Genomic DNA, 24,397 nt, shown 5'->3' on the forward strand with positions numbered 1-24,397 from the left:
CCGCGCGGGCGGCACGCAGTGCGTATCATGACGACTTGCGCACACGCAGATACCAGTCACACAGCAAGCGCACCTGCTTCGGCGTATAGCCCTTCGTCACCATGCGATTGACGAAGTCTTCGTGCTTGCGTTGCTCTTCCGCCGAACCCTTGGCGTTGAACGAGATCACCGGCAACAGTTCTTCCGTGTTCGAGAACATCTTCTTTTCGATCACGACGCGCAGCTTCTCGTAGCTGATCCACGCGGGATTCTTCCCCGCATTCGCAGCCCGCGCTCGCAGCACGAAGTTCACGATCTCGTTGCGGAAGTCCTTCGGGTTGCTGATGCCCGCGGGTTTCTCGATCTTCTCCAGTTCGGCGTTCAGCGCCGCGCGGTCGAAACTCTCGCCGGTGTCGTGGTCGCGGAACTCCTGATCCTGAATCCAGAAGTCCGCATACGTCACATAGCGATCGAAGATATTCTGACCGTACTCCGAATACGACTCCAGATACGCGGTCTGAATCTCTTTGCCGATGAACTCGGCATAGCGCGATGCCAGCACGTCCTTGATGAACGACAGATACTTCTGCTCGGTTTCCGGCGGGAACTGCTCGCGCTCGATCTGCTGTTCGAGCACGTACATCAGGTGCACCGGATTCGCCGCGACCTCCGTCGAATCGAAGTTGAATACGCGTGACAGGATCTTGAACGCGAAGCGGGTCGACACGCCAGTCATCCCTTCGTCCACGCCCGCAAAATCACGATACTCCTGATACGACTTGGCTTTCGGATCGGTGTCCTTGAGATTCTCGCCGTCGTACACCTGCATCTTCGAGAACAGGCTGGAATTTTCCGGCTCCTGCAAGCGCGTGAGCACCGACATCTGCGCCATCATCTTCAGCGTACCCGGCGCGCATACCGCGTTGGCCAGCGACGAATTACGCAACAGCTTCTCGTAGATCTTGATCTCTTCGCCGTAGCGCAGGCAGTACGGCACCTTCACGACGAAGATCCGGTCGAGCAGTGCTTCGTTGTTGCGGTTGTTACGGAACGCCTTCCATTCCGACTCGTTCGAGTGGGCGAGAATCACACCGTCGAACGGAATTGCGCCGAAGCCTTCCGTGCCCTTGAAGTTGCCTTCCTGAGTGGCGGTAAGCAACGGGTGCAAGACCTTGATCGGCGCCTTGAACATTTCGACGAACTCGAGCAAGCCCTGGTTCGCCAGGCACAGACCACCGGAGTAGCTGTATGCGTCCGCATCGTCTTGTGCATACTGTTCGAGCTTGCGGATATCGACCTTGCCGACCAGCGACGAAATGTCCTGATTGTTTTCGTCACCCGGTTCGGTCTTGGCGATACCAATCTGACGAAGGATCGACGGATAGCGGCGCACCACACGGAACTTGCGGATGTCGCCGTTATATTCGTGCAGGCGTTTCACCGCCCACGGACTCAGAATGTTTTTCAGGTAGCGGCGTGGAATACCGTATTGCTCTTCGAGGATCGGACCGTCCTCGTCATAATCGAACAAACCGAGCGGCGACTCGTTCACGGGCGAGCCCTTGATCGAGTAGAACGGCACGCGCTCCATGAGTTGCTTCAGACGTTCCGCGATCGACGATTTACCGCCGCCGACCGGTCCCAGCAGATACAGAATCTGTTTCTTTTCTTCGAGCCCCTGGGCCGAGTGCCGGAAGTAGGCGACCACCTGCTCGATCACCTCTTCCATTCCGTAGAACTCACGGAATGCGGGGTATACCTTGATGACCTTGTTCGCGAAGATACGCGACATGCGCGGATCGTTACGAGTGTCGATCTGTTCTGGTTCACCGATTGCCGTCAACATGCGTTCGCCAGCCGTAGCGTACGCGGCGGGATTGTCTTTGCAGAGCGCGAGATACTCCTCGAGCGAGAGTTCATCTTCTCGCGTTTTCTCGAAGCGGGTCGCGAAACTGCTGTAGATATCCATGCTACCTCCTCGCCGAAGTCTAGACCGATGTCGTGCGCGGCGCGCTATTCGGAAACGACATCGCTCGAATTCATCCTAAACCCTTTTAAATTTTTTTTCACGAACTACGTTGCGAAAATCGCGCCGTACCCGCCTCCCAACATTCCTCACTTGGAAACGCAGATTCGCTCACCTACAATCTTCCGCTCACATCACAGCGAATGTGCAACGATTGCCGGCCCATGTTGCTGCCTCTCCAGCGCCCTCCGCTCGCCATGCTGTCCAGCATGGCTCGTCATTCGTCATGCTGGGTTACACGAATCGTCTCGTTCATCGAACGTTCTCACTGCTCTACCGGACAGCCTGTCTGCACGCGCACACTTTCTTGCATTCAGCGCGGACGTCATGCGTTTTCTGTGCCCGGGACCTCTTTTCATCAACGCGCGGCATCGCCGTTTGGTCTACAGCACCATGCGCTGTGTTACATGTTCGTTCGCCGTGCTGACCTGAGGCACTTGTTCACCGTGTTTTATCGACGCATCGTCAAGCGGTTCGTCTACGCGCCGGCGTTTTTGTTCCGCATCATTACGCATTGGGTGCGGTATGTTGACGCTTATGCCTGCCCCTCGTATTAACCGCGTCGGCGACATGGTTAGCCGCCTGTATAACTGGATCACGGCAGCGCAACGGGTCGCTTCATAGGTGTATACGGCTAAGTGCCCAGTGCAGATGCGGCGGCAAATGTAAAACGGCCGCCCAAGGGGCAGCCGTTTGCTCGATGCGCCGTAATGGCCGGTTACAAGCCGGCCGTCACATGTACAACATGCTCACCCTTACAGGCACACCGTTACAAGTCCACGGTGACATGCTCAGGTCAGTTCAATCTCCACTTCACCCAGACCGTCGATGTGGCCGCGCACAATACCCGGTTTGCCCACACTGTGCGCACCGACATACGACCCGGTGGTGAGCGTCCATTCCGGCTCGATGGTAATGCCCATCGCGGCGCAATGGTTGACGAACCACACCAGCAGTTCGCGCGGATCGCCGGCCGGATTACCGGTGACTTCCGGCACCAGCGAATCGCCGTCGAAACTCAGCTCAAGTTCGGGCGATACGAAATCGAAGCTGCGCGCGAGCCCCGCATAGGTCACCGGATGACCCGTGATCAATGCGCCGTTGTTCTGCGCGTCGGCCAGTTGCGCGAGCGGCGCGACATTGGGCCACTCGGCAAAGCGGCTATCGACGATCTCGATGGTCGGCAGCACGACGCCAACCTTCGAGAGCACCTCGTCGCGCGCATAAGCCCGGCCGCGCGGTTCGATCGCCTCGGCGAAACGAAAGGCGACCTCCAGCTCCACCAGCACGCGGAAAAAGCCCTTATGGGCCACCCGCGCCGGCGACGGCAGCACCAGCGAAGCCGGAATGGGCGCCCCCGAGGCAGCCCCGCCCGGCGTTCTGGCGCCGATCTTCCATGCTCCCGTCGAGTCGCCGAGGCCCACGATGACGGCCTGCTGGATCGCATACGCGGTCGCCGCGTCAGGCGGCAGGCTGTCGGGTGGCGGCGCGTCGATCGGGCGATGCTGTCGGCGGGCTTCGACGAGGCGGTGCGCGAGGTCGTATGGCGTCATGTCGGTCCTTTATGGCTGGCGCGTTGAGCGTTGGGTTGCCGCGCTGAATTGCAGCAGTTGGGAAGCGGCTCACGGTCCGCGCGCTGACTGCCTGTAGCGGCGACGTTGCCGGCACAAGCTGTAGTCGCGCCCGTCAATGTACCGGATCGCGACGCTCGCCAGGGTGAAGACAACGCTTGTGAACGTTACTTAGTCCGCAGACCATGAAAAAAGACCGCGGTTGCATGCGCAATCGCGGTCTTTGTCGTCATGCGGCCGATCCGCACAAGCGTGGTTCCGTCTAATGCATCATCGGGAACGAATGTTGCACAGGTCAGAAGGTTTCCCAGTCCTGATCGCTGCCGGCGCTCGCCGTTGCCTTGGCCGGCGTCCTTGTCGGCGCGGCGGTAGCGGGTGCAGCAGGTGCCCTGGCTGCCGGGGCGGGTTGTGACACCGCATGTGACGCCGTATGTGGCACGGCATGTGACACCGCGTTCGACACATTCGCGTTTGACACCTTACGCGCGGCCGGCGGCCGAACCAGGGTGGCCGCGCGCTTCGGCGCCGCGCTGACCGGCGCCTTGAAGCCGCTCTCTTCGAGCTGGAACACCGCGACCGCCGCACGCAGCTTGCCGGCCTGATCTTCGAGCGAAGACGCCGCCGCGGCCGCTTCCTCGACCAGTGCGGCATTCTGCTGCGTGACTTCGTCCATTTGCGTGACGGCGCGCGCCACCTGGTCGATGCCGCTGCTTTGCTCTTCCGAGGCCGCTGCGATCTCACCCATGATGTCGGTCACGCGCTGCACCGCACCGATGATCTCGGTCATGGTGCGGCCGGCTTCGTCGACCAGCGCCGAGCCGGACTGCACGCGCTCCACCGAGGTGTCGATCAATTCCTTGATTTCCTTGGCCGCCGCCGACGAACGCTGCGCGAGGCTGCGCACTTCGCCTGCCACCACCGCGAACCCGCGCCCTTCCTCACCGGCCCGCGCCGCTTCCACGGCCGCATTGAGGGCCAGGATGTTGGTCTGGAACGCAATCCCTTCGATGATCGAAATGATGTCGGCAATCTTCGCCGAACTCTGATTGATGTCGCCCATCGTGCCGACCACCTGGCCAACCACCGCGCTGCCTCGGTTGGCAATCTCGGACGCATTGGCCGCCAGCGAGCTCGCCTGGCGCGCGTTGTCGGCATTCTGCTTGACCGTGCCGGTCAGTTCTTCCATGCTCGACGCGGTTTCCTGCAGCGCCGACGCCTGCTCTTCCGTACGCGAGGACAGATCGATGTTGCCGGCCGCGATCTGGCGCGTGGCCGTCGCAATCGACTCACTACCGCCGCGCACCGTACGCACCGTTTCGGTGAGACTGCGCTGCATTTTGGCGATGCCTTCGAGCAACTGCCCCATTTCGTCGCGTGAGGTAACCACGACCGGGCGGCGCAAATCGCCTGCGGAAATCGCGTCGAAATGACCCAGGGCTGCGTCGAGCGGGCGGGCAATCGCACGGCTAAGCGTCAGATAGGACAGCACGGCGGCAAGCACGCCGACCAGCAGTGCAACGGCGCTCACCACGCGAAACACTTCGAAGCTGCTCTGCGCGGAGTCGTAACCCTGCTTGGCGGAGACGAACTGGAACTTGCGCAGAGCGTCGTCGGCGGTGGCGAGATCGCCGTACGCCACCTGGATGCGCTTGGCGCCGTCGGCGAGCCGGGTCTGGTCGTTCGACGTGACGACGGTCGCAAACGCGTCCATTTGCTGATGCAGTGCGTCACGCTTGGCAACGACGTCCTGCGCGAGACGGTCTTCCTCGGCGTCGCGCGGGAGGTCCATATACTTTTTCCACCACATGTCGGAGGTGACGCGCATCGAACGCGCCCGTTCGATCGTCGGCGCCGCTTCCGGCGTGCCGATCTGGAACGCCGCCCGGTCGAGCGACAGCCGCTCGCGCGCGGCAAACAGCTCGGCGTTACCGATATCGACCGCACTCGGCATGGCGTTAGTGAAAGTGTCCTGATAAGCGTCATTCGAACGGCTCATGCCGAACAAACCGAAAACGCCAATGGCGACCAGCAACGCGGCGAGAAAAGCCATCGTGAGGCCAATCCGCGCCTTGATCGTGATGCCTTTGTTCAACATGCTTGTTCCTGTACTTAGCAAATAAGAAGCTGCGTGCGCAGCGCGGGGTAGCGTGTGGCTCTGCGTACATGGCGCTGATTTGAGGCCGCGCTCTAATAATTCTGTTTACGGCATCCAACCTGCATACTTGAAGAATTTATCTGGTATGAAGAAAGACGTTGTAAGCAATTGGAAGAAATTACAAACAACTGACAGAGCGCGCTCTGCAGGCAGTTGCGCAGCTTTTTTGACGTGTGGGGAATTGAATTCGGGCGGCTCGGAAGGCCGATCGTCGAAAGACGAGGTAGCGCCAGGCGGGGTTCAAGTGAGGCGCAAGCAGGCCCTTCGATCAAGCAGCCCTTCGACTTCGACTTAGGGAGCGTCATGGCGCACCTAAGGACGCGGGCGAAGCGCTCTCGCCCGGCTCCGCGCACTACTTTCGCGCACGATCGACCCTCAACAGCGCGCAAAAGCGGCACGAGAGAACGCACGCGAACCTTCCGGCTCGCGCCCGGCAACGCGACGATCGATATCAGGCCGCCAGATCGCGCCGCGCCGCACCGGCCCATGTCGCCGTCGATTCGCGCACGATCAGGCGCGGCGACACGACACGCCGGCGTCCCAGCGCGCGCGGACTGCCCGACGAAGTTCCGGCAATGCGTTCGATCAGCGTCTGCGCAGCCATATCGCCAAGCGCACGCACCGACTGCCCGACCGTCGAGAGCGACGGATAAGTGAATCGTCCCAGTTCGATATCGTCGAAACCGATGATCGAGCAATCGCGCGGCACGCTGATATTGCGCTCCGCCGCGGCGCGCAGTGCGCCGATGCCCATCATGTCGTTGCCGGCAAAAATCGCCGACGGCTTCACAGTGTCGAACAGTTGTCCGGCAGCGCGATGGCCGCCCATCCCCGAAAAATCGCTTTCGACAATCGCCCCGGCCGGAATCTCGATGCCACGCTCGGTCATGGCGCGGATGAAGCCGTGCAGCCGCATGGCGCTCACCGCCGTCTTCACGGGCCCGGTGATGCAGCCGATCCGCACATGCCCCAGTTCGAGCAGATGACGCGTCGCGAGATAGCCGCCCTTCTCGTGGTCGATCTGCACCAGATCCGCGTTCACGCCTTCGATATTGCGGTCCACGATGACCAGCGGCTCACGGGCGTCGGCAAGCGTCTGCGCCAGCACCGCGTCGTCGCCCGCGGAGGCGACGATCAATCCGTCGATCCGCTTTTCCTGCAGCACGCGCAGATAGTTACGCTGCTTGGCCGGATCGTCGTCGGAATTGCAGAAGAACAGGCAGTAGCCGTTGCGCGAGCAACCATCCTCGATACCCCGCGCCATCTCCGCGAAATACGGGTTCGTGCTGTTCGGCACCACCAGACCGATCGTCGCCGTCGCCCGCGCCTTGAGCGAGCGGGCCACCGCCGACGGTACATAGTGAAGCTGACGGATCGCATGTTCGACCTTCGCGCGCACGTCGGCCGACACCGGCCGTGAGTTGTTCACCACGTGCGATACCGTCGTGAACGACACGCCTGCCACGGCCGCTACATCCTTGATCGTCGCCATAACCTGTTGCTCTCCTGCCTGTTGTTCCCGCCGGTCACGCCTTCTGGCGACCCACCGGACGTCTTCATCGAAGACAGACCAAACCCATGAATACTTACGCTTTACCGCACTGATTGGCGATCGTGCTGAATGTCCCGTACGTCGGAAAGGCGAACCTGGCAGCGAGAACAGCACGATCATCGCCAGCAACCCACCGGCAAGACCCAGGTAATTCGACAAGCCGAGGCGCGTGCTGGCAGGCTTGTCGCTTACCTCTGGAATTAACGGCGGCGCAGGAGGTTTCTTGAGCGTTTATTGAATTGGTGCGGATTCGCGGGTTTTGTGCCATGCATTCAGCATGCAACGGCGTGAGCGCGAACCTGCGGGCCTCGGCGCGTCGCGATGCTTCTTGCGGTGCGTATTCCTGCATTTACTGCCTGGCGCTTACTTGGTCACGAGGTCGCACGGCGTTTCAACCACGCCGGACAACTGTGATTGCTTCTTGTGCTCGTTGATCGCCTTCAGCGCGGTGTCGATACCGAACACGGCCTGCTTGGCAGCGTACTGGTCGGCGGTGGCGAGCACGCGGCCGTCCTTGAGCATTGGCTTGATCGCGTTGATGTTGTCGTAACCGACCACCAGCACCTTGCCCTGCTTGCCGGCCGCGCGGACAGCCGAGACCGCGCCGATCGCCATATTGTCGTTACCGGCCAGCAGCGCCTTCAGGTTCGGATACTCATTAAGCATCGCGGACGCCACTGCGTTGCCCTTGTCGATTTCCCATTCGCCCGATTGCACCGACACGACCTTGGCGCCGACGGCCTGCATCGCGTCCTTGAAACCCGCAGTGCGTTGTTGTGCGTTGGTTGTGGTGGACACGCCTTCGATAATGCCAACTTCATCACCCGCCTTCAGCTTTTTGGCCAGATAGCCGCCGACCTTCTGTGCGCCCTTGCGGTTATCCGGGCCGACGAACGGCACGTTGAGGTCTTTCGACTTGAGCACGTCCGGGTCGAGCCGGTTGTCGATGTTCACGACGATGATGCCCGCGTCGACGGCCTTCTTGACAACCGGCACCAGCGCCTTCGAATCAGCCGGGGCCAGCACGATCGCATCGACCTTCAAGACGATCATCTGCTCGACGATACGGATCTGGTTGGCGGTATCGGTCTCGTCCTTGATGCCGTTGCTGATCAGGTCGAACTGGGAGGCATTGTGTTTCTGGTAGTCCTTCGCGCCGGTTTCCATGGTCAGGAAGAACTCGTTGGCGAGCGACTTCATCACCAGCGCGACCTTCGGCTTATGGGCGGACGCGGTTTGCCCGTAGGCTAGGGAAAACGGCAAAGCGGCAGTGGCGGTGACGAAAACTGCGGCCGCTAGCATGCGGCGGCGAATGCGATGGCTCATGCCTATCTCCAGGGTGTGTCGGGCTCGCGGTCGAGCTGTATTTTTAGTAGTGCGCAAACGTTTGCCGGGCCTATTCTCAGTGCGCGCTGTTCGAATTGTCAACGATTCGCGGTATCACGTTGCACCGGTCCGCAGAAAGTGCGTCGACGCGAAGTGCTCGATGGGCTCGGCCCGGTGCGGCAGGCAGGCGCACCGGCAGGCTGCGTTTTGGCAAGGGTTCCTCACTCGGTCCGTGCGTGGCAAATCTGCCACCGGCTGCAAGCTCAGCGGCCGGCAAGCCGCTTATGCTGGACTTTTATTGCGCACGGTGCAAGGGGAACGTACAGGACGACGGATACACGGCGTGCCGGGAGTGCGGCCTATACCTCGCCGACTGTCCGGCGGCTAACGGTCTGTCAAAGCCAGCCGGCCTTCCGGAAGCGCAAGTACAAGATCACATCCACGGTGAGCATCACGGCAAGGCAGATCGGATAACCAAACTTGTAGTGCAACTCGGGAAGGTTTTCGAAGTTCATCCCGTAGATGCCGGCGATCATGGTCGGCACCGCGAACAATGCGGCAAACGAGCCAAGCCGTTTAGTCACCTCGCTTTCGGCAAGCGAGATCATCCCCAGATTGACCTGCACCGCCGTGACGACCATTTCGCGCCGGCCATCGATGATTCTGACGATCCGCTCAAGGTGGTCGTAGACGTCGCGAAAATACGCCTGCATGCCTTCGCAGACGCTCGGAATCCGGCCGCCCGTCAATTTGCCGATCGCTTCCTGCAAGGGCGCAATATGGTGCTGCAGGATCACGAGCCGGCGCTTCAACGAGTACAGATCCTGGATGATCGCGCGCGACGCAGTCGAATCATTGCGGTCGAAAATACGATCTTCGAGCGCTTCGATCTCCGTGTTCATCGCCTCGACGATCGGGAAATAGCGATCGACGATATCGTCCGCCAGCGCGTACAGCACGAATGCCGAGCCCTCCTTGAGCAGTTGCGGCTCCCGCTCGCAGCGGGAGCGAACGTTCTGGAATCCGGCGCGCGTGCCGCGGCGTACCGACAGCACATAGTTGTGCCCCACGAACACGTCGACCTCGCCGATCAGCAGTTCGCCCTCTTCGTCCATTTCCACGGTATGCATGACCGCGAATAGCGACTCGCCGTACTCCTCGATTTTCGGACGCTGATGGCCGTTTTGCGCGTCCTCGATCGCGAGTTCGTGCAGGCCGAACTCATGTTTCATCACCGCCAGTTCGCCCGGCCCCGGGTCTTTCAGCGCCACCCAGACGAAGCACTCGGGCCGCGCCACATAGTCGCTGATGCTATCGATATCGATGTCAGCCAGCTTACGGCCGTCCTGATAGGCGGCGCAATTGATCAGCATGTTGGATTACCTTGAAAACGGAACAGTTCGGCCGGCTTCGCACTGTGCGTGGCCCTGCGTGGAATCTCGATAGCCGCCATGTTAAGGGCTCTGCATGACTGTCATGTATCCAATTGTTAAAACGTGCGGGCGGGCGCGGTTGGCACAGTTCGGCGCCGGTCAACTGCCCGCCGCAATCCAGCGTTGTCTGGCCCTGCCCGGCGCTATTGCGCGACCCTGCGCAAAGCGATCGCGTGATCGTCGCCGAAAGTGACCGATGCGCGGTTCGTATAGCGCGTATCGGCCGTGACCGTAAAGCGCATCTCCACGACCGGGTCGAATTGCGTGGAGACAGCGATGCGGTGCACGCCGGGGCTCAGATAGAAGACGACATGTTCGCCGTTCATCAGATCGGTGACCTGCTCGCCGTCGATATACACCAGCGCATCGCGGAACCGGACGATGACGTCGCGGGAACGTTCGCGCCGCACGTCCACGGCGACCAGCCCGGTTCCGGGCTGCGTGTAACCAGGCCGGACAATGCGCGCTTGCGGCACCTCCTTGAACGGGACGGGTTCGGCAGGCGTCGAGCCGCAACCGGCGAGCAATGCGATCGCCAGCACGAGCAGCGCGGCTTTGCAGGGGAAGTGCGAGTGCATCGGCATGCTGGTCTCCCGTGTGGTTGGTGGTGTTGCTGTTGTTATAGGCGCATTGCGCGAAGTCGCGCATCCTCCGCTCCGGCGCGCCTGTTGGACGGTCAGTCGAACGGGTTGACTACACGAATGCCCGGTGCTGCAAAATCGGCGACATTGCGTGTCACCACCACGAGATCGCACGTCAGCGCGGTGGCGGCGATCAGTTTGTCGACGGCAGGCTCCGACTGCGGCACGCGCAGCCTGCCCCATGCATGGGCTGCGGCCTCGTCGATGGCCAGAATGCTCCGGGCAAACCTCGTTAGCACGGCATTCATCCATCGCTCAAGCACGATTGCTTGTGGCAGGTCTCCGCGTTGCCTCACCTGCTCAACGCCGCGTCACAATTCTCCTACAGTGATGACAGAAAGATAGAGTTCGCGCTCCTCTTTCTCCGCTTGCCTGAAAAATCGCCGTACACCCGGATTTGCGCGGTCCCAACGTTTGATTTCACTAATGACGTTGGTATCAATCAAATACAACTGGAGCCTCGCGTCTGTCGTTCACCCGCTCAAAGTCCGCGTCCTCCCCAACGTCGGGGATGCTCATCAATGCCCTGACGAACTGCCGGTTGTATACCTTTTGCAGAGCCCCCTCCAAAATCGCCCGCTGCTCCTCCTCCACCGAGCGCCCGTTCGCTTCGGCTTCCCGAATGAGTGCGTCATACAACGTTTGATCCACGTCACGAATCCATAGATTTGCCATCCTGACTTCTCCTGCTCACACATTGCCACGCATCATAGCAATGCGCAGCCGTTCTGCCATCCTGGCCGAACGGCCAACGATCTACACGCCCTCTTGCGCGCGGCCGCGTTCTTCTTCATGATCGCTGCAAAGTGCTGCGCTGTGGGCACTGCGGGCTGCGGATTTACCCTCAGAACCACCGTGTGCCAACTTTCTCTGCCAGCATGTTGGCTTCTCTGACCGGCTATGCACAATGCGTCACAACCTGCCGCGCCGGACATACGATCAAGGAGACCGCAATGTGGTATTTCACCTGGATTCTCGGCATCGGCGTGGCATTGGGCTTCGGCATCATCAATGTGATGTGGCTGGAGGCCGGCGGCAAATTTGCGCGTGACCCGCAGCACGCCGGCGCCCCAGCCGCCGCGCCCGAGGACGCGTCGCCGTGACCTATCTGGTTTTCTTCTGCGGTCACGCCGGCACCGGCAAAACCACCCTCGCGAAAAAGCTGATCGGCCCGCTCATGCAAGCGAGCGCAACGCCCTTCTGCCTGCTCGATAAAGACACGCTGTTCGGCGGCTATAGCGCGGCCGCCATGGCCATGCTGACCGGCGATCCGAACGACCGCGACAGTCCGCTTTTCCTGCAGCACCTGCGTGATCCCGAGTATCGCGGCCTGCTCGATACTGCCCGCGACAATCTCGACCTCGGCGTCAGCGCCCTGGTGGTCGGGCCGCTGTCGCGCGAAGTGCGCGAGCGGCGCCTGTTCGATCGCACCTGGCTGGGTATCGGCGCGGACGTGACGCTGCGGGTCGTATGGGTCTACACGTCCGAAGAGATGGCGCGTCAACGCATCGTCGCACGCGGCAATCCGAACGATGCCTACAAGCTCGCGCATTGGGACGAGTACCGGCAGCGCCGCTTCGTGCCGAGCGGCGACATTTGCGAAGACCTCCTGATGTTCGACAACACCGCGCCGACCCGCGCGGATTACGATGCATTGCTTGCACGCATTCTTGGCGAGCCGCATGCGTTGCCTGCGATGCTGCCGCCGCTGCCTGTGTAACGACCTACGTCACAGCCGGTACAGCGGCTTGTATAGCGCCGTTGTTTCAAACGCAAAACGCCCCGCATGGCGGGGCGTTCATCAGGCGGCCTTCTGCGAGGCCTGCTTCGTTGCTCGCGGCAATCACTACCGCGTCATCGCACGGCCCCCGGTGTTGAGCCTCAACGCGACAGGCTCGGCTTACGCCGTTGCCATCGCATCCAGCGACTGCCCTTCGTACAACTGGCCAAAGCGGTTCGCGAGGAAGTCGCGCAGCGACACCTGTTCCTGACGCACAAACCCGCTTTGCGGCAGCTTCTGTTCACGGAACAGATCGAGCACCGCGCACATCGCGCCGGCCGTGGTGATCTGAATGGCGCTCATCGGCACGCCGCACACCGTCTTCGCGAAGATCTTGCGGGTGAAGACTTCCTGCACCAGTTGACCGTCACGCATACCGCTCACGGTGATGAACACCAGCACGACGTCTTGCGCGGTGGCGGGCACCGAACGGCGCATGATGGTCTTGAGCGTGTCGCGGTCGCTCGACAAACGCAGGTCTTCCAGCAGGAACTGCATCAGGTTGCGGTGGCCCGGATAGCGCACCGACTTGTAGTCGAGCGATTCGACGCGGCCCGCCAGCGTTTCGCATAGCGTACCCAGGCCGCCGGACGTATTGAAGGCTTCGTATTCGGTGCCGTCGAGCGAAAAGTGTTCGAGGCCTTCCAGCGGCTGCACCCACTGCGTGCGGCTATCGCGGATCGCTTCGCACGGCTGGCAGTACTCGTTGATCAGACCGTCGACACTCCACGTCAGGTTGTACTTCAGCGCGTTGGTCGGGAACTCCGGCAGCGCGCCGACGCGCATTTTCACATCGCGGATTTCAGTGAAACGGTTCGCCAGTTCGTGCGCGGCGATGCCGATGAAGCCCGGCGCGAGTCCGCATTGCGGCATGAAGGCATGATCGGCGTCGTCAGCGATTGCACGAATCGCGCTGGTGGCGCGCACGTCTTCGGTCAGGTCGAAGTAATGGACGCCCGCGCCCTTGGCCGCGGAGGCCACGTTCACCGCGAGGTAATACGGCAGCGCATTGACGAGTGCGTCGAAGCCTTGAATGGCGGCGCGCAGCGCGGCGGCATCGGCCGAATCGACGCGACGGGTCGGGATGCCTTGGGCCGCGAGTTTATCAAGCGCATGCTGATCGCGGTCGAACGCGACGACGTCGTAGTCGCCTGTTTCCCGCAACATGTGGGCGATGGTGTGACCGATCAAACCTGCGCCAACGATGGCTACTTTCATGCGCTTCTCCTTTATCGACCGGCATTGGCGTTTTAGCGCCTACCCCGGTCCTGTTTATCTGCTGTCTCCAGCTTGGGAAGTGCGCTGCGCTTAGGCGCTGCGCCCGGCGGGCTGAACCCTTGAGAGACAGTTTAGGGAGAAGCAAAAACAGTTCATACACGCAAAATGCTGCGCTATGACCATGAACTTCGACGGTATGACGATGAAATTAGTCGATACGTCGAAAACATATAAAAATAGCGTAAAAATTGAGCAGCGGAATCACACCATGCCGCGGTCGATCTTGCGTGCAAGAATGATCGACGTGGTGGTTCGCTCCACCCCTTCCAGGCCGCCGATCTCGTCGAGCAGATCGTTGAGGCGATCGGGCGAATCGGCGCGCAGCCACGCGACATAGTCGAACTCGCCGCTCACCGCGCAGAGCAGTTGCACCTCGGGCATCTTGCCGAGACGTTTCTGCACGGCCGGCCCGTACTTCGGCGCAATGATGATGCCGACGTACGCCTGGATGCTCGAGTCGAGCACGTCCTGGCCGAGCCGCACGCTATAGCCGCCAATCACGTTGCTGCGCTCGAGCCGGGCGATCCGGGCGATCACGGTGGTGCGCGCCACATCCAGTTGACGCGCGAGATTGGCGACGCTCTCACGGGCGTTGGCTTGCAGCAGCGCAACGAGGTTGCGGTCGAGGTCGTCGAGTTGGTCGAGGCGCGGAGGTCTCATTGGGAGCGAAAGAAGTTAGTCAGCAGTGGAACGGATTATCGCGCGTCCTGGGTATCGGGCGGCAGGCAGAAGAGCCCCGAAGCATGGGCTGCGCCATGATGAGTGGTTGATAACGGATGGGGAGACGGAAGCGGAAGCAGGACGCGAAAAACGAAGCATGTCAAACGGCAAGATCACGCTCCAAACCGCTCGATCACGAAATCGATAAAGCTGGTGAGTTTGGGCGTGGCACGGCGGTCGCGTGAGTAGAGCAGATGGACCGGCGCGCCCTCGGGCAAATAGTCCTCCAGCACCGACACCAGTTCACCACTGGCGATCTCTCGCGCAAGCAGCGCCTCCGGCTGCAACACCAGCCCAAAGCCACGCAACGCGGCAACCTTGAGCGCCTGGCCGTTGTTCGCGCGGAAGCGTCCGGCGCGCAACTGGTTTTCGTCCGCATTCTCGCCGCCTAGCCGCCACAATCCCTCGCGGCCCCAATGCAAAAAGCCGAGGCATTCGTGCTGCATGAGATCAGCCGGCGTGCGCGGCGTGCCGGCCCGCTCCAGATAAGCCGGCGACGCGCACGCGCGCATCCGGTAAGGCTTCAACGGCCGTGCGACGAAACTGGAATCAGGCAAACGGCCGATGCGCACCGACGCATCGAAACCCTCTTCCACCAGGTCGATCACGCGATTCGACAGATCCAGTTCGAGGCTGACGTCGGGCCAGGCGCTCAGGTAGTCGGTCATCGCCGGGGCAAAGACTTCGACACCGTAGGTCAGCGGCACCGTCACCTTCAGCACCCCGCGCGGCGCGGCCGCCATGGATTCGGCGAGCGACTCCGCCTCTTTGACGTCCGTCAGAATTCGCCGGCACTGCTCGTAGTATTGCCGGCCGATTTCGGTCAGACTCTGACGGCGCGTGGTGCGCGTCAGAAGCCGCGTCGCGAGCCGGGTTTCAAGCGAGCGGATGTGCTTGCCGACCATCGCCGACGAAATGTCAAAGCGTTCGGCGGCCGCCGTAAGACTGCCCGCCTCGACCACTGCGACGAAGATTTCCATGCTGACGAATTTGTCCACCCGCTATTTCCTGTTCGTTTCGGTTGTAAGCGTTTGTCGCACTGCAGCCGCATTGTAGGGATATCGTGATACTAATAGCGGCGACGGCGAAGTGGGCAGCCGGCCGCCTTGCGTCGCTATGCGAACGCGCGTTGGGCCGCTCGCCATGCTCGCCTTGTCATAATTCGAACAGACATCAGGAGTTTCGATGAAAAAAGCACTCGTAATGCTGGCCACCGCAGTCGCCATGAGCGGCGCATTCGCACAAACCCCCGCACCGGCCCCGGCACCGACGGGCGCCCCGGCTTCGGCGCCGGCCGCCAAGGCTGGCCACGAGCGCAATGTCGAAGACCGCATCGCCTACCTGCACGCACAGTTGAAGATCACTTCGGCGCAGGAATCGCAATGGAACGCGTTCGCCGATGTCATGCGTAACAATGGCGAAACGATGGGCCAGTTGTTCCAGCAGCGCAAGGCCAACACGAACCTGTCGGCGCTCGACGATATGAAGCAGTACGCCACGATCGCGCAGGCGCATGCGGACGGCATGAAGAAACTGGTCGATGCATTCGATCCGCTGTATAGCAGCTTCTCGCCCGAGCAGAAAAAGCTGGCTGACGTAACGTTCCATCAGGGCGGCCCTGAAGGCGGCCGTCGCCACCATGGCAAGGGCGGCGCCAAGAAGGCACCGGCCGCAGCCGAGTAAGGCGACTGTGAAGCGGTAAGAAACCGGTTACACGGTTGATGGCGCGCAGTGCGGGTTTCCGCGCTGCGCGCGCGGTTCTTTTGCCTTTGGCTGCGGGATAGGTCCGCGCGCCTACTGCGCTGGTCTTCGGCTAATCGGCGCGTCGGATCGGGCTTTATGTCTGGGTGCGCGCTTCGCAGGCGAACGATCCAGATCGCCCGGTCTCAAGCGGGTCTTCTTGCCGCGCCGGTCGGTAAGCGCAGATTCAAGCCTGACCTGTTCGCCACCTTCGTTGCCTCTGCTGCCTCCGTTGCCTTCACAGCCCTCGCCGCCAATGGCAAAAGAAACCGATCGACAAATGCATCTGGCATGATTGCGGGTACGCAGCGTCGGGACGCCAGGTCCCGGCCAGGCTGTCAATATCTCCATACCGACTCGCTTCATGACCGAACTCAAAAATCTCGACCTGAGTAACGATGCCAATGCCCAGCGCGTCGTCAAAAACGAAACCGTGCGCGTTGAATTCGCTGCCGCCGAAGGCGAACTGATGAGCCTGGAAGGCCCCAATCGCTACGCCCCCGGCGATGCGCTGATCACCGGATCGACCGGCGACCGCTGGGTTGTCTCGCGCGAACGCTTCGACGCCAAATATCTGCCGGAAGACGCCACCCTCGCTCACGGCGAACCGGGCGCATATCGCAACCGTCCCGCCGTTGTGCTGGCCAAACAGATGAATGAAGCGTTTTCGCTGGCCCGCTCGGCAAGTGGCGGCGACGTGCTGCACGGCGCAGCCGGCGACTGGATCATGCAGTACGCCCCCGGTGATTACGGCGTGGTGCAGGCAGCCCGCTTCGCCAAGGTCTATCGGCTGGCCGATTGAGTCTCGGCCATTGAGTCACGGCTGGTGATTCATTGCCAGCGACTCAATGCCGATCACTCATTGCCGACGATTCATTGCGGGTGACTCTTTGCCGGCGACTCACTTCCGCTGACCCACTTCCGGCGAGTCGTGCCCCCCTGACCTAGCCGCGACAATCCCATCCGCACTCGAGCCCGCCTCCCAGCCAATGGCCTGAAGAGCCTCAAGCCAATCGCTTCAGGCAAACTCATCGCCCAGATCCACGATCACATCACGCGGCACGGCTTCGCCGTTCGCATACTGCTCTTCGAGCGAGCCAATACTCGCTTCAACATACGCCCGCAGCACCGCGAAACTCCGGCCACGCAGGCGCGCCGGCAACGCGCGATAACGCGCCAACGCCGCCGGCGCGATCACCACGGTCATGACGATCCGGCGCGCGGTCGCGCCGAAGCGCATCGCAACCCAGTGAATCGCCAGCGTCGGCGTGCCGTCTTCGCCCGCACGCTGAATGAACTGCGTCTGCTCGGGAAACAGATCGCTGATGACGCGCGCCAATTCCTCGAACTCGGGATTCGCGCAGTCGTATTGGTAAGCTTCTTCCATGAAGTGTGCCGAAAGGATGAGCCTGAACGGCGTACCACAAAGGTACGCCGAAAGTTAGAGAATCACGGATAGCCGGTGTAACAAGCAGTTCACAACCAGCTCACGCGGCAAGCGCCGGGCGACGAAACGCCCTGAACAACAGGCCTGCGACGATCAACGCGCCCAGCGCATACACGCCATCCACCGCGGCAAGCGGCACGAGCTGTGCCTGGAACAACGCAGCCGGCACGTCGACCAGTGCATGCAGCACGATCGCAAGCGGCAGGATTCCACGCCAACCCGCCCGCACGCCGCGCCACATCAGCACCGACAAGCCGATCTGGAACACCAGCGCGGCCACCCGTTCGAGCGCGAAAATCCCCGCCGTCTGCGGCGTCAGGCTGGCGAGAATCAGGTGAATGCGCATTACCGAGTCGGTCGGCAGATTGCTCAGGTAGCCATCCAGTTCTCCGCGGTTTTCGAAGACCGCGAACAGGATCCATTGAATCTGCACCAGCACGCCGACCAGCCACGCTTCAGCGCCGCCGTGGCCGAGACCATAGGTCAGCGCCGTGCCATCGCCCGTGCCGGCAGCGGATGCGGACTTCGCTGCCGCGCGCTTGAGCAGCAGCCGCATCCCAATGAAGCGCCCCACTTCCTCGCAGATCCCCGCCGCCAGCGCGCCGTACACCACGAACGCCAGCGGATTGGACAGGAAGGTGGCGGTCGCTTCGTTCCGATGCAACACGTAGTCGTTCAGCGCGCGCTCGATCACCATCGCGAACAGCGCGAACACCGCGACGCCGGTGATCGCGTCGCGGGGATTCAGCGCGAGCGACCGGCGCAGACGGCGGTAGATCAGGAACGGTAAAGCGGCGACCAGCAGGGTCGCGACGGCGAGGCTCGAGAGGGTAAGCGGTGCAACAACCATGAGTTTCCTTGCGTTTGCCCGGCGCGCACCCGCTGCGCGCCGCAGCCCGAATGATCGCAGATCAGCGCGAAGTCAGCGCAAAGTCGAGGCGCGGACGATCAATTCGCCTGGCAGGAGACAGTCACGCGCGGTGGTCTGAACCCCTTCGATGCGCTCATGCAGGAACTCGACCGCGCGATAGCCGATCTCGTAGGTTGGCTGGCGGATCGCGGTGACGCCCGTCAATTCGGCCCATTCGGGATCGTCGATCGACAGCAGCGCAACGCGCGCCTGCCAATCCGCGCCGTAGCGTGCTTTGAGATGGAGGGCGAGACACAGCGCCACGGGCGCGTTGGCCGCGAACAAAGCGATACGGCTGGGTTTGCCGGCGGTGCGATCTGTGGCGCTGCTTGTCGCGTTATCTGTCACGCTCGCCACAGCCCCGCGAAGACTGCCATCCGCATCAATGGCACGGTCCAGTTCGGCGAGCGCGCGCTCGACGGCTGCCGGCTCCGCAAGATTCAGCACCAGCGTATGCCCGCGTGCGCCGCCCTTGCCGCCTTCGCGTTTTTTGCCGCCAGTTCCGCTCGCGCCACCCGCGCCGCTCATCACCTCGCGAAATGCCGCCTCGCGCAGTTGCCGCGAACTGACCTGCTCGAAGGGCTGCACGACAAACCAGATATCGTCGAACCCGTTATCGAGCAGATGCCGCGTGCCGAGCTCGGCAGCTGCCCGGTTGTCCAGTCCGACCATATCGGCGACGAGCCCGTCCACCGAACGGTCGACCAGCACCGCCGGAATCCCGCCGCCGCCCACCGGCCGCAGGGTTTCCTCACGCACGCCGAGTGCGTTGACGATCACGCCTTCCACGCGATACGTGGTCAGCAGCTGCAGATAGCGCCGCTCCATTTCGACTTCATTGGCCGCGTGGCAAATCAGCGGCATCAAGCCGAGCGCGTGGCAAGCGGCTTCCACGCCTTGCAGCACTTCGACGGAATACGGGTTGGTCAGGTCGGCGAGCAGCATGCCGATCAAACGATTGCGGCCCCGCTTGAGGCCGCGTGCCATCTGGTTCGGCTGATAGTCGAGACGCTCGATGGCCGCCTCGATACGCGCGCGCAATTCCGGCGACAGCACGCTCATCTCGCCGTTCAGGTAGCGCGAGATGCTGGTCTTGCCCGTGCCGGCTTCGCGCGCGACGTCGGTGATCGTCGCGCGGCGCGGGGCGGCAAGCGGCGTCGTGCTCATTTCTTCAACACTTCGCGGTTGACGATGTTGATCGCGAGCGTGCCGTCGAGCGCGGCGACGAGGTTTTCCGCCGCATTTCGCGCCATTGCGTGACGGGTCTCGTGCGTCGCCGAACCGATATGCGGCAGCGCGACCACGTTCGCCATTTTCAGTAACGGCGAATCGGCCGGCAACGGCTCGGTCTCGAACACGTCCAGACCCGCGCCGTGAATCGTGCCGTTTTGCAAGGCTTCGATCAGCGCCGCTTCATCGACCGTGGCGCCGCGCGAGGCATTGATCAGGATCGCGCTCTTCTTCATCGTTTTGAATTCGGCTGCGCCGATCATGTGCTTCGTCTCGGGTGTGAGCGGCACTTGCAGGCAGACAAAGTCAGCGGTGGCGAGCAGCTCCGCCAACTCGACCCGTCGCGCGCCGTAAGCCTGCTCCGCCTGCGCGTTCGCGCTGCGGTTCGTGTACAGCACCTTCATGTTGAAGCCGAGCGCCGCGCGCCGCGCGACCGCGCCGCCGATCCGCCCCAGCCCGACGATGCCGAGTGTCTTGCCCTGCACGTCGACGCCGAAATGCGCGGGTCCGATGCTGTGCGTCCACTGCCCCGCCTTCACCCACTCCGCGAGTTCGACCACTCGCCGCGCCGACGCGAGAATCAGCGAGAACACCGTATCCGCCGTGGACTCGGTCAGCACGTCCGGCGTGTGCGCGAGCACGATACCGCGGCGCGTGAGATCGGCCACATCGAACTGGTCGAAACCCACCGAGATGGTCGACAGCGCCTTCAGCCGACTTGCGCCTTCGAGCATCGCCGGCGTGATTTTCACGCTCGAGCCGATGCCGCCGTCCGCGTCCTTCAAGGCGGCGACGAACGTGTCGTGCTGCGCGGGGTCGACCTGCACGACTTCCGCATGCTGTTGCAGATACGCGAGCACATCTTCCGGCAACGACTTCCAGGCAACGATCTTCTTCATCAGGTCATTTTCCTTGCAACGGTGTAGCGAGCGTGGCGTTTTTAGCCAGCGGCTCTGCTGGCGGCTGAGGCTTGACGATCAGCGTCAGGATCACCGCGGCGATCAACGCCACGCTCATGAACGCATAGGATGCCGCAGGCGAACCGGTCGCGCCATTCAGATAGCCGACCACGTACGAACCGACGAACGAACCGAGCGCGCCCATGCTGTTGATCAGCGCCATTGCGCCGCCCGCGACATTCTTCGGCAGCAGTTCCGGCACGATCGCGAAGAACGGCCCATACGGCGCATACATCGCGCCGCCGGCGATCACCAGCAGCGCATACGAAATCCAGAAGTGCGTGGCGCCGAGTGCGTACGACGCAGCGAAAGCGATCGCCCCGACCAGCAGGAACGGCCACACGAACACTTTGCGGCGGTTGAGTTTATCCGATGCCCACGAAGCCGCAAGCATCGCGATCGTTGCGGCCAGATACGGCAGGGCCGAGAGCCAGCCGGTTTCGACCATGCCGAGCGTCGAACCGTTCTTCAGGATCGATGGCAGCCACAGCACGAAACCGTACACCCCGATACTCCAGCAGAAATACTGCGCGCACAGCTTGATGACCGCGGGCGTGCGGAACGCTTCGCTGTAATTGCGCATCGGCTTGATCGCGGCCTGTTCGGCGCGCAGGGTTGCGGCAAGATCGTCCTTTTGCTGCTGCGTGAGCCACGAAACCTGCTGCGGCTTGTCCTGCACAATGAACCACCAGCACACCGCCCAGAGAATCGCGGGCGCGCCTTCGGCGATGAACATGTGACGCCAGCCGAACGAGTGCACCAGATAGCCGGATACCACCGACATCCACAGCACCGTCACCGGATTGCCGAGAATCAGGAAGGTGTTGGCCCGCGAGCGCTCGCTCTTCGTGAACCAGTTGCTGATGAAAATCAGCATCGCCGGCATCACCGCGGCCTCCACGACGCCGAGCACGAAGCGGATCACCATCAGCGAAGGAATATTGCTGACCATGCCGGTCAATGCCGCGCACCCGCCCCACAGGACCAGGCTCCAGAACACGAGCTTTTTTACGCTGCGGCGTTCCGCGTAAATCGCGCCGGGAATCTGGAAGAAGAAATAACCGAGGAAGAACAAGGCGCCGATCAGCGACGACAAGCCTTTGCTGATGCCGAGATCCTGGTTGATACCGGCAGCCGAGGCGAAACCGAAGTTCGCGCGGTCGAGGTAAGCGAGGCTGTACGTGATGAATACGATCGGCATGATCGTCCACCAACGGCGAATCGCGAGCGATGAGGTCATGGGAGTCTCCTTTGTCGACCTGAGTGAGCGCTTTGGCTGTCGATCAGAGTTAGCGCTTTGGCGCTTACTCTGATCCCATGCAAAGCGCCTACTCTGGTCCCATGCAGGTTAGTTGCTAACGCCTTCCCGAAACAACGACGGGCGGTCATGGGGCGCTGTTCGAGCGCTCTTGCTGTTATCGAGCCAGCGAATGCTGTCCGTGCTGGAAGCAGCGTTGCGCGTGGTTCATCCATACTCAGGCCGCGGTCGCAACGTGCGGCGCATCGGCGAGTTCGAGCGCGTCGAGTTCGGCACGGCTCGGCAGGCCTTCCGAATCGCCGATCACCTGAATCGCCAGGGCGCCGATGCGGTTGCCGCGCGCGACCGCTTGCGGCAGTGTCTTGCCTTCGAGCAGCGCGCTGACCACGCCGACGGCGAAACCGTCGCCCGCACCGACGGTGTCCACCACCTTCGCGACCGGTTGACCGGCGATTACGGCGGCATCGTCGGCGGTGCGGAAGTACGCGCCTTCTGCGCCGAGCTTGATGATCACGCCGCGCGCGCCCTGATCGAGATAAAACTGTGCAATGTCGTCCGGCTGGGTGTAGCCGGTCAGGATCTCGCCTTCGCCGATGCCGGGCAACACCCAGTCAGCTAGCGCGGCGAGCGCATTCAAACCTTCGACCATCGCGGCACGCGAGGGCCACAGCGTTGGACGCAGATTCGGGTCGAACGAAATGGTCTTGCCGGCGGCACGCATTTCGCGCGCCAGATGGAACGCGAGTTCGCGCGAACTGGCGGAGATGGCCGGCGCCACGCCCGTCAGATGCAGGTGACGCGCGGACAGCACGTAATCGGCCGAGTAGTCGGCCAACGACAGGTAGCTTGCCGCCGACCCCTTGCGAAAATACTCGACGGCCGGATCGCTGCCGTCGTCGTTCTTCGACTTCAGCTGGAAACCGGTCGGGTACTGCTCGTCGGTGGTTACGCAGCGCTGGTCGATACCTTCTTTCGTCAGCGTGTCGCGCACATACTGGCCGAACGAGTCACGGCCGACGCGGCTCATCCAGCCCACCTTGAACCCCAATCGCGACAAACCAATCGCCACATTCAGATCGGCTCCCGCGACTCGTTTGGTGAACTGCCCGACGCCGGCGAGCGCGCCCGTTTCGGCGGCCACGAACATGGCCATCGCTTCGCCGTACGTGATGACGTCGAGTGCTGCGTGTGTGTTGTTCATGCTTCGCTCCTGCGTGTTCCTGTTTGCTGCGTGTTTTTTTGCGTGCGTTGCTTTGCGTGCGTTGCTTTGCGTGCGTTGCTTTGCGTGCGTTGCTTTGCGTGTGCTGCTTCGCATGTGCTGCTGTGCGTTCGCTGCTCCGCCTGCGCTTCTCCGGGTTCGCTCCCGCCCGCACTGTGTGTACTTCTCGATACACGCTTTTTTTGCCGGGCGTTTCTGGAGGACTGCTCTCTCAGGTCCTGCGCGTGCCCCCCTTACGCAGCGGCCAGCCACGCAACGTAGTGCGCCGCGTCCGCCTCGATACGGTTCGCATCGAATGGAAATTCAATGCCGCGCGGCACATGGCGCGGCAGCTTGTCGAGCACGGCGGCGAATTGAGTGTCGTCGGCGGCCGGCGCGGCGGGAAAACGTCGTGCCCCCTCGCCCACCGTCGTTTTGCAATGGACGTATTCGACGTGCGCAGCCAGCAGCCCGGCGGCATCGAGCGGCGCGACATCGCGCCAGGCCCAGTTGCCGATATCGAACGTCATGCCCAGCAGGCCGGCATGGCCTTCGCGCTCCAGCGCGTCGAACAGGCCGGTGAATTGTCCCAGCGAACCGCCTTCAGCCAGCTGACCGTTTTCGACGACCAGCCGCACGTCCGCGCAACGCATGTAATCGGCAATCACCGCGGCGTTGGCCTCGGAGCGAAATCCGCCGAGTTGCAGCTTCACGAAGCGCGCGCCCAGCGCGTTCGCTTCTTCTATCGAGACGCGCAGTGCGTCGGCATCGAGCGTGCCCTCCGTCGTGAATAGCGACGCGGGCGTCGAGTAGACCGACCACAGCCCGAGTGCCGCAATCTCCTTGCCGAGCGCGCGTAACGCCTGCGGCGCGGCGTCGGCTTCGTCCGCGAACAGTTCGCGACGCACTTCGAAGCCCGTGGCGCCGGCCTGTTTGCTGGCGTCGGCCCACTTCAGATGGCCGTGCGTGCGAACCGCCTCCATTCCGAATGCGCTGGCGACAATCACCACGTCCAATGCGTCAGTCATGTCGAATTTACTCAAATCTGTCTCTTGATCGGCATTTGGAACCGGTTCCAAACACGTTTCGAAAAAAAGCGCCGAAGCGCTTGCGATGCCCGAATAGTGCGCCGAGCGCGGCGTCATGCACCATAGTGGAAATCCCCAGGCGGGGTTGGCATAGGCATAGGCATAG

21 protein-coding genes and 2 pseudogenes are annotated in these 24,397 nt (G+C 62.1%); 4 read left to right on the plus strand and 19 right to left on the minus strand.

The features are described 5' to 3' along the window. Positions 1-25 precede the first annotated feature (25 nt). The 9 genes and pseudogenes from PQQ95_RS17465 to PQQ95_RS17505 form a co-directional block, all read right to left on the minus strand. The gene (locus PQQ95_RS17465; RefSeq protein WP_408438618.1) at positions 26-1,948 is read right to left on the minus strand and encodes a PrkA family serine protein kinase; all 1,923 of its coding nucleotides are present in this window, start codon (positions 1,946-1,948) and stop codon (positions 26-28) included. Between the two features lie 848 nt (positions 1,949-2,796). Beyond that, positions 2,797-3,558, minus strand: a complete 762-nt coding sequence (locus PQQ95_RS17470; RefSeq protein WP_408438619.1) for a 2-keto-4-pentenoate hydratase — start codon at positions 3,556-3,558, stop codon at positions 2,797-2,799. A gap of 313 nt (positions 3,559-3,871) precedes the next feature. Next, positions 3,872-5,671, minus strand: a complete 1,800-nt coding sequence (locus PQQ95_RS17475) for a methyl-accepting chemotaxis protein (protein WP_408438620.1) — start codon at positions 5,669-5,671, stop codon at positions 3,872-3,874. Positions 5,672-6,182: 511 nt separating this feature from the next. Beyond that, positions 6,183-7,223 carry a LacI family DNA-binding transcriptional regulator gene (locus tag PQQ95_RS17480; RefSeq protein WP_408438621.1) on the minus strand — a complete coding sequence of 347 codons (1,041 nt, stop codon included), beginning with the start codon at positions 7,221-7,223 and terminating at the stop codon, positions 6,183-6,185. Between the two features lie 423 nt (positions 7,224-7,646). Next, positions 7,647-8,609 carry a sugar ABC transporter substrate-binding protein gene (locus PQQ95_RS17485; RefSeq protein WP_408438622.1) on the minus strand — a complete coding sequence of 321 codons (963 nt, stop codon included), beginning with the start codon at positions 8,607-8,609 and terminating at the stop codon, positions 7,647-7,649. A 395-nt stretch (positions 8,610-9,004) separates the two neighbouring features. Beyond that, positions 9,005-9,982, minus strand: coding sequence for a magnesium/cobalt transporter CorA (gene corA, locus PQQ95_RS17490; protein WP_408438623.1), 978 nt, complete (start codon positions 9,980-9,982; stop codon positions 9,005-9,007). 203 nt (positions 9,983-10,185) lie between these two features. Then, the gene (locus PQQ95_RS17495) at positions 10,186-10,626 is read right to left on the minus strand and encodes a hypothetical protein (protein ID WP_408438624.1); all 441 of its coding nucleotides are present in this window, start codon (positions 10,624-10,626) and stop codon (positions 10,186-10,188) included. 92 nt (positions 10,627-10,718) lie between these two features. Continuing rightward, positions 10,719-11,135: pseudogene (locus PQQ95_RS17500) on the minus strand (type II toxin-antitoxin system VapC family toxin). Further along, positions 11,122-11,358 carry a FitA-like ribbon-helix-helix domain-containing protein gene (locus PQQ95_RS17505; RefSeq protein ID WP_408438625.1) on the minus strand — a complete coding sequence of 79 codons (237 nt, stop codon included), beginning with the start codon at positions 11,356-11,358 and terminating at the stop codon, positions 11,122-11,124. The pseudogene PQQ95_RS17500 and the gene PQQ95_RS17505 overlap by 14 nt, the downstream one beginning before the upstream one ends. A gap of 278 nt (positions 11,359-11,636) precedes the next feature. Here PQQ95_RS17505 and cydX point away from each other — a divergent pair, with 278 nt between their 5' ends. Further along, positions 11,637-11,786: a cytochrome bd-I oxidase subunit CydX gene (cydX, locus tag PQQ95_RS17510; RefSeq protein WP_408438626.1), complete on the plus strand. Its 150-nt coding sequence runs from the start codon at positions 11,637-11,639 to the stop codon at positions 11,784-11,786. Next, a complete protein-coding gene (locus PQQ95_RS17515; RefSeq protein WP_408438627.1) occupies positions 11,783-12,403 on the plus strand; it encodes a P-loop nucleotide/nucleoside kinase family protein in 621 nt (206 codons plus the stop codon). The genes cydX and PQQ95_RS17515 overlap by 4 nt, the downstream gene beginning before the upstream one ends. Positions 12,404-12,583: 180 nt before the next feature. Here the strand turns inward: PQQ95_RS17515 and PQQ95_RS17520 are convergent, their stop codons facing one another. The 3 genes from PQQ95_RS17520 to PQQ95_RS17530 all read right to left on the minus strand — a co-directional run bounded on the left by PQQ95_RS17520 (position 12,584) and on the right by PQQ95_RS17530 (position 15,459). Further along, a complete protein-coding gene (locus tag PQQ95_RS17520) occupies positions 12,584-13,681 on the minus strand; it encodes a saccharopine dehydrogenase family protein (RefSeq protein WP_408438628.1) in 1,098 nt (365 codons plus the stop codon). A gap of 261 nt (positions 13,682-13,942) precedes the next feature. Beyond that, a complete protein-coding gene (locus PQQ95_RS17525; protein WP_054039581.1) occupies positions 13,943-14,401 on the minus strand; it encodes an Lrp/AsnC family transcriptional regulator in 459 nt (152 codons plus the stop codon). 173 nt (positions 14,402-14,574) lie between these two features. After that, complete coding sequence (locus tag PQQ95_RS17530) at positions 14,575-15,459, minus strand: LysR family transcriptional regulator (RefSeq protein ID WP_408438629.1); 885 nt, start codon at positions 15,457-15,459, stop codon at positions 14,575-14,577. Between the two features lie 187 nt (positions 15,460-15,646). Here PQQ95_RS17530 and PQQ95_RS17535 point away from each other — a divergent pair. Both PQQ95_RS17535 and PQQ95_RS17540 read left to right on the plus strand, forming a co-directional pair. Then, positions 15,647-16,163 (plus strand): annotated as a pseudogene (locus PQQ95_RS17535) (Spy/CpxP family protein refolding chaperone). 402 nt (positions 16,164-16,565) lie between these two features. Then, positions 16,566-17,003: a PGDYG domain-containing protein gene (locus tag PQQ95_RS17540; RefSeq protein ID WP_408438729.1), complete on the plus strand. Its 438-nt coding sequence runs from the start codon at positions 16,566-16,568 to the stop codon at positions 17,001-17,003. A gap of 216 nt (positions 17,004-17,219) precedes the next feature. Here PQQ95_RS17540 and PQQ95_RS17545 read toward each other — a convergent pair whose 3' ends face one another. The 7 genes from PQQ95_RS17545 to PQQ95_RS17575 form a co-directional block, all read right to left on the minus strand. Further along, positions 17,220-17,588 (minus strand): DUF3022 domain-containing protein, encoded by a 369-nt coding sequence (locus PQQ95_RS17545; RefSeq protein ID WP_408438631.1) that lies wholly within the window; start codon positions 17,586-17,588, stop codon positions 17,220-17,222. A gap of 100 nt (positions 17,589-17,688) precedes the next feature. Further along, complete coding sequence (locus tag PQQ95_RS17550; protein ID WP_408438633.1) at positions 17,689-18,498, minus strand: YhfC family intramembrane metalloprotease; 810 nt, start codon at positions 18,496-18,498, stop codon at positions 17,689-17,691. 72 nt (positions 18,499-18,570) lie between these two features. Then, positions 18,571-19,725: a LacI family DNA-binding transcriptional regulator gene (locus tag PQQ95_RS17555; RefSeq protein WP_408438635.1), complete on the minus strand. Its 1,155-nt coding sequence runs from the start codon at positions 19,723-19,725 to the stop codon at positions 18,571-18,573. Then, complete coding sequence (locus tag PQQ95_RS17560; RefSeq protein ID WP_408438637.1) at positions 19,722-20,687, minus strand: 2-hydroxyacid dehydrogenase; 966 nt, start codon at positions 20,685-20,687, stop codon at positions 19,722-19,724. The genes PQQ95_RS17555 and PQQ95_RS17560 overlap by 4 nt, the downstream gene beginning before the upstream one ends. 4 nt (positions 20,688-20,691) lie before the next feature. Next, entirely contained in the window at positions 20,692-21,987 is a 1,296-nt protein-coding gene (locus tag PQQ95_RS17565; RefSeq protein ID WP_408438638.1) for an MFS transporter, read from the minus strand. 235 nt (positions 21,988-22,222) lie between these two features. Beyond that, on the minus strand, positions 22,223-23,206 hold the full coding sequence (locus tag PQQ95_RS17570; RefSeq protein WP_408438640.1) for a sugar kinase: 984 nt from the start codon (positions 23,204-23,206) through the stop codon (positions 22,223-22,225). Between the two features lie 251 nt (positions 23,207-23,457). Then, the gene (locus PQQ95_RS17575) at positions 23,458-24,231 is read right to left on the minus strand and encodes a sugar phosphate isomerase/epimerase family protein (RefSeq protein WP_408438642.1); all 774 of its coding nucleotides are present in this window, start codon (positions 24,229-24,231) and stop codon (positions 23,458-23,460) included. Between the last annotated feature and the right edge of the window lie 166 nt (positions 24,232-24,397).

The organism is Paraburkholderia caffeinilytica (assembly GCF_046030355.1).
Classification (GTDB): domain Bacteria; phylum Pseudomonadota; class Gammaproteobacteria; order Burkholderiales; family Burkholderiaceae; genus Paraburkholderia; species Paraburkholderia caffeinilytica_B.

Excerpts from the sequence above, each read along its gene's own strand:
- PQQ95_RS17465 (WP_408438618.1), bottom strand. The coding sequence starts at position 1,948 with ATGGATATCTACAGCAGTTTCGCGACCCGCTTCGAGAAAACGCGAGAA.
- PQQ95_RS17470 (WP_408438619.1), bottom strand. The coding sequence starts at position 3,558 with ATGACGCCATACGACCTCGCGCACCGCCTCGTCGAAGCCCGCCGACAG.
- PQQ95_RS17475 (WP_408438620.1), bottom strand. The coding sequence starts at position 5,671 with ATGTTGAACAAAGGCATCACGATCAAGGCGCGGATTGGCCTCACGATG.
- PQQ95_RS17480 (WP_408438621.1), bottom strand. The coding sequence starts at position 7,223 with ATGGCGACGATCAAGGATGTAGCGGCCGTGGCAGGCGTGTCGTTCACG.
- PQQ95_RS17485 (WP_408438622.1), bottom strand. The coding sequence starts at position 8,609 with ATGAGCCATCGCATTCGCCGCCGCATGCTAGCGGCCGCAGTTTTCGTC.
- corA (WP_408438623.1), bottom strand. The coding sequence starts at position 9,982 with ATGCTGATCAATTGCGCCGCCTATCAGGACGGCCGTAAGCTGGCTGAC.
- PQQ95_RS17495 (WP_408438624.1), bottom strand. The coding sequence starts at position 10,626 with ATGCCGATGCACTCGCACTTCCCCTGCAAAGCCGCGCTGCTCGTGCTG.
- PQQ95_RS17505 (WP_408438625.1), bottom strand. The coding sequence starts at position 11,358 with ATGGCAAATCTATGGATTCGTGACGTGGATCAAACGTTGTATGACGCA.
- cydX (WP_408438626.1), top strand. The coding sequence starts at position 11,637 with ATGTGGTATTTCACCTGGATTCTCGGCATCGGCGTGGCATTGGGCTTC.
- PQQ95_RS17520 (WP_408438628.1), bottom strand. The coding sequence starts at position 13,681 with ATGAAAGTAGCCATCGTTGGCGCAGGTTTGATCGGTCACACCATCGCC.
- PQQ95_RS17525 (WP_054039581.1), bottom strand. The coding sequence starts at position 14,401 with ATGAGACCTCCGCGCCTCGACCAACTCGACGACCTCGACCGCAACCTC.
- PQQ95_RS17540 (WP_408438729.1), top strand. The coding sequence starts at position 16,566 with ATGACCGAACTCAAAAATCTCGACCTGAGTAACGATGCCAATGCCCAG.
- PQQ95_RS17545 (WP_408438631.1), bottom strand. The coding sequence starts at position 17,588 with ATGGAAGAAGCTTACCAATACGACTGCGCGAATCCCGAGTTCGAGGAA.
- PQQ95_RS17550 (WP_408438633.1), bottom strand. The coding sequence starts at position 18,498 with ATGGTTGTTGCACCGCTTACCCTCTCGAGCCTCGCCGTCGCGACCCTG.
- PQQ95_RS17555 (WP_408438635.1), bottom strand. The coding sequence starts at position 19,725 with ATGAGCACGACGCCGCTTGCCGCCCCGCGCCGCGCGACGATCACCGAC.
- PQQ95_RS17560 (WP_408438637.1), bottom strand. The coding sequence starts at position 20,687 with ATGAAGAAGATCGTTGCCTGGAAGTCGTTGCCGGAAGATGTGCTCGCG.
- PQQ95_RS17565 (WP_408438638.1), bottom strand. The coding sequence starts at position 21,987 with ATGACCTCATCGCTCGCGATTCGCCGTTGGTGGACGATCATGCCGATC.
- PQQ95_RS17570 (WP_408438640.1), bottom strand. The coding sequence starts at position 23,206 with ATGAACAACACACACGCAGCACTCGACGTCATCACGTACGGCGAAGCG.
- PQQ95_RS17575 (WP_408438642.1), bottom strand. The coding sequence starts at position 24,231 with ATGACTGACGCATTGGACGTGGTGATTGTCGCCAGCGCATTCGGAATG.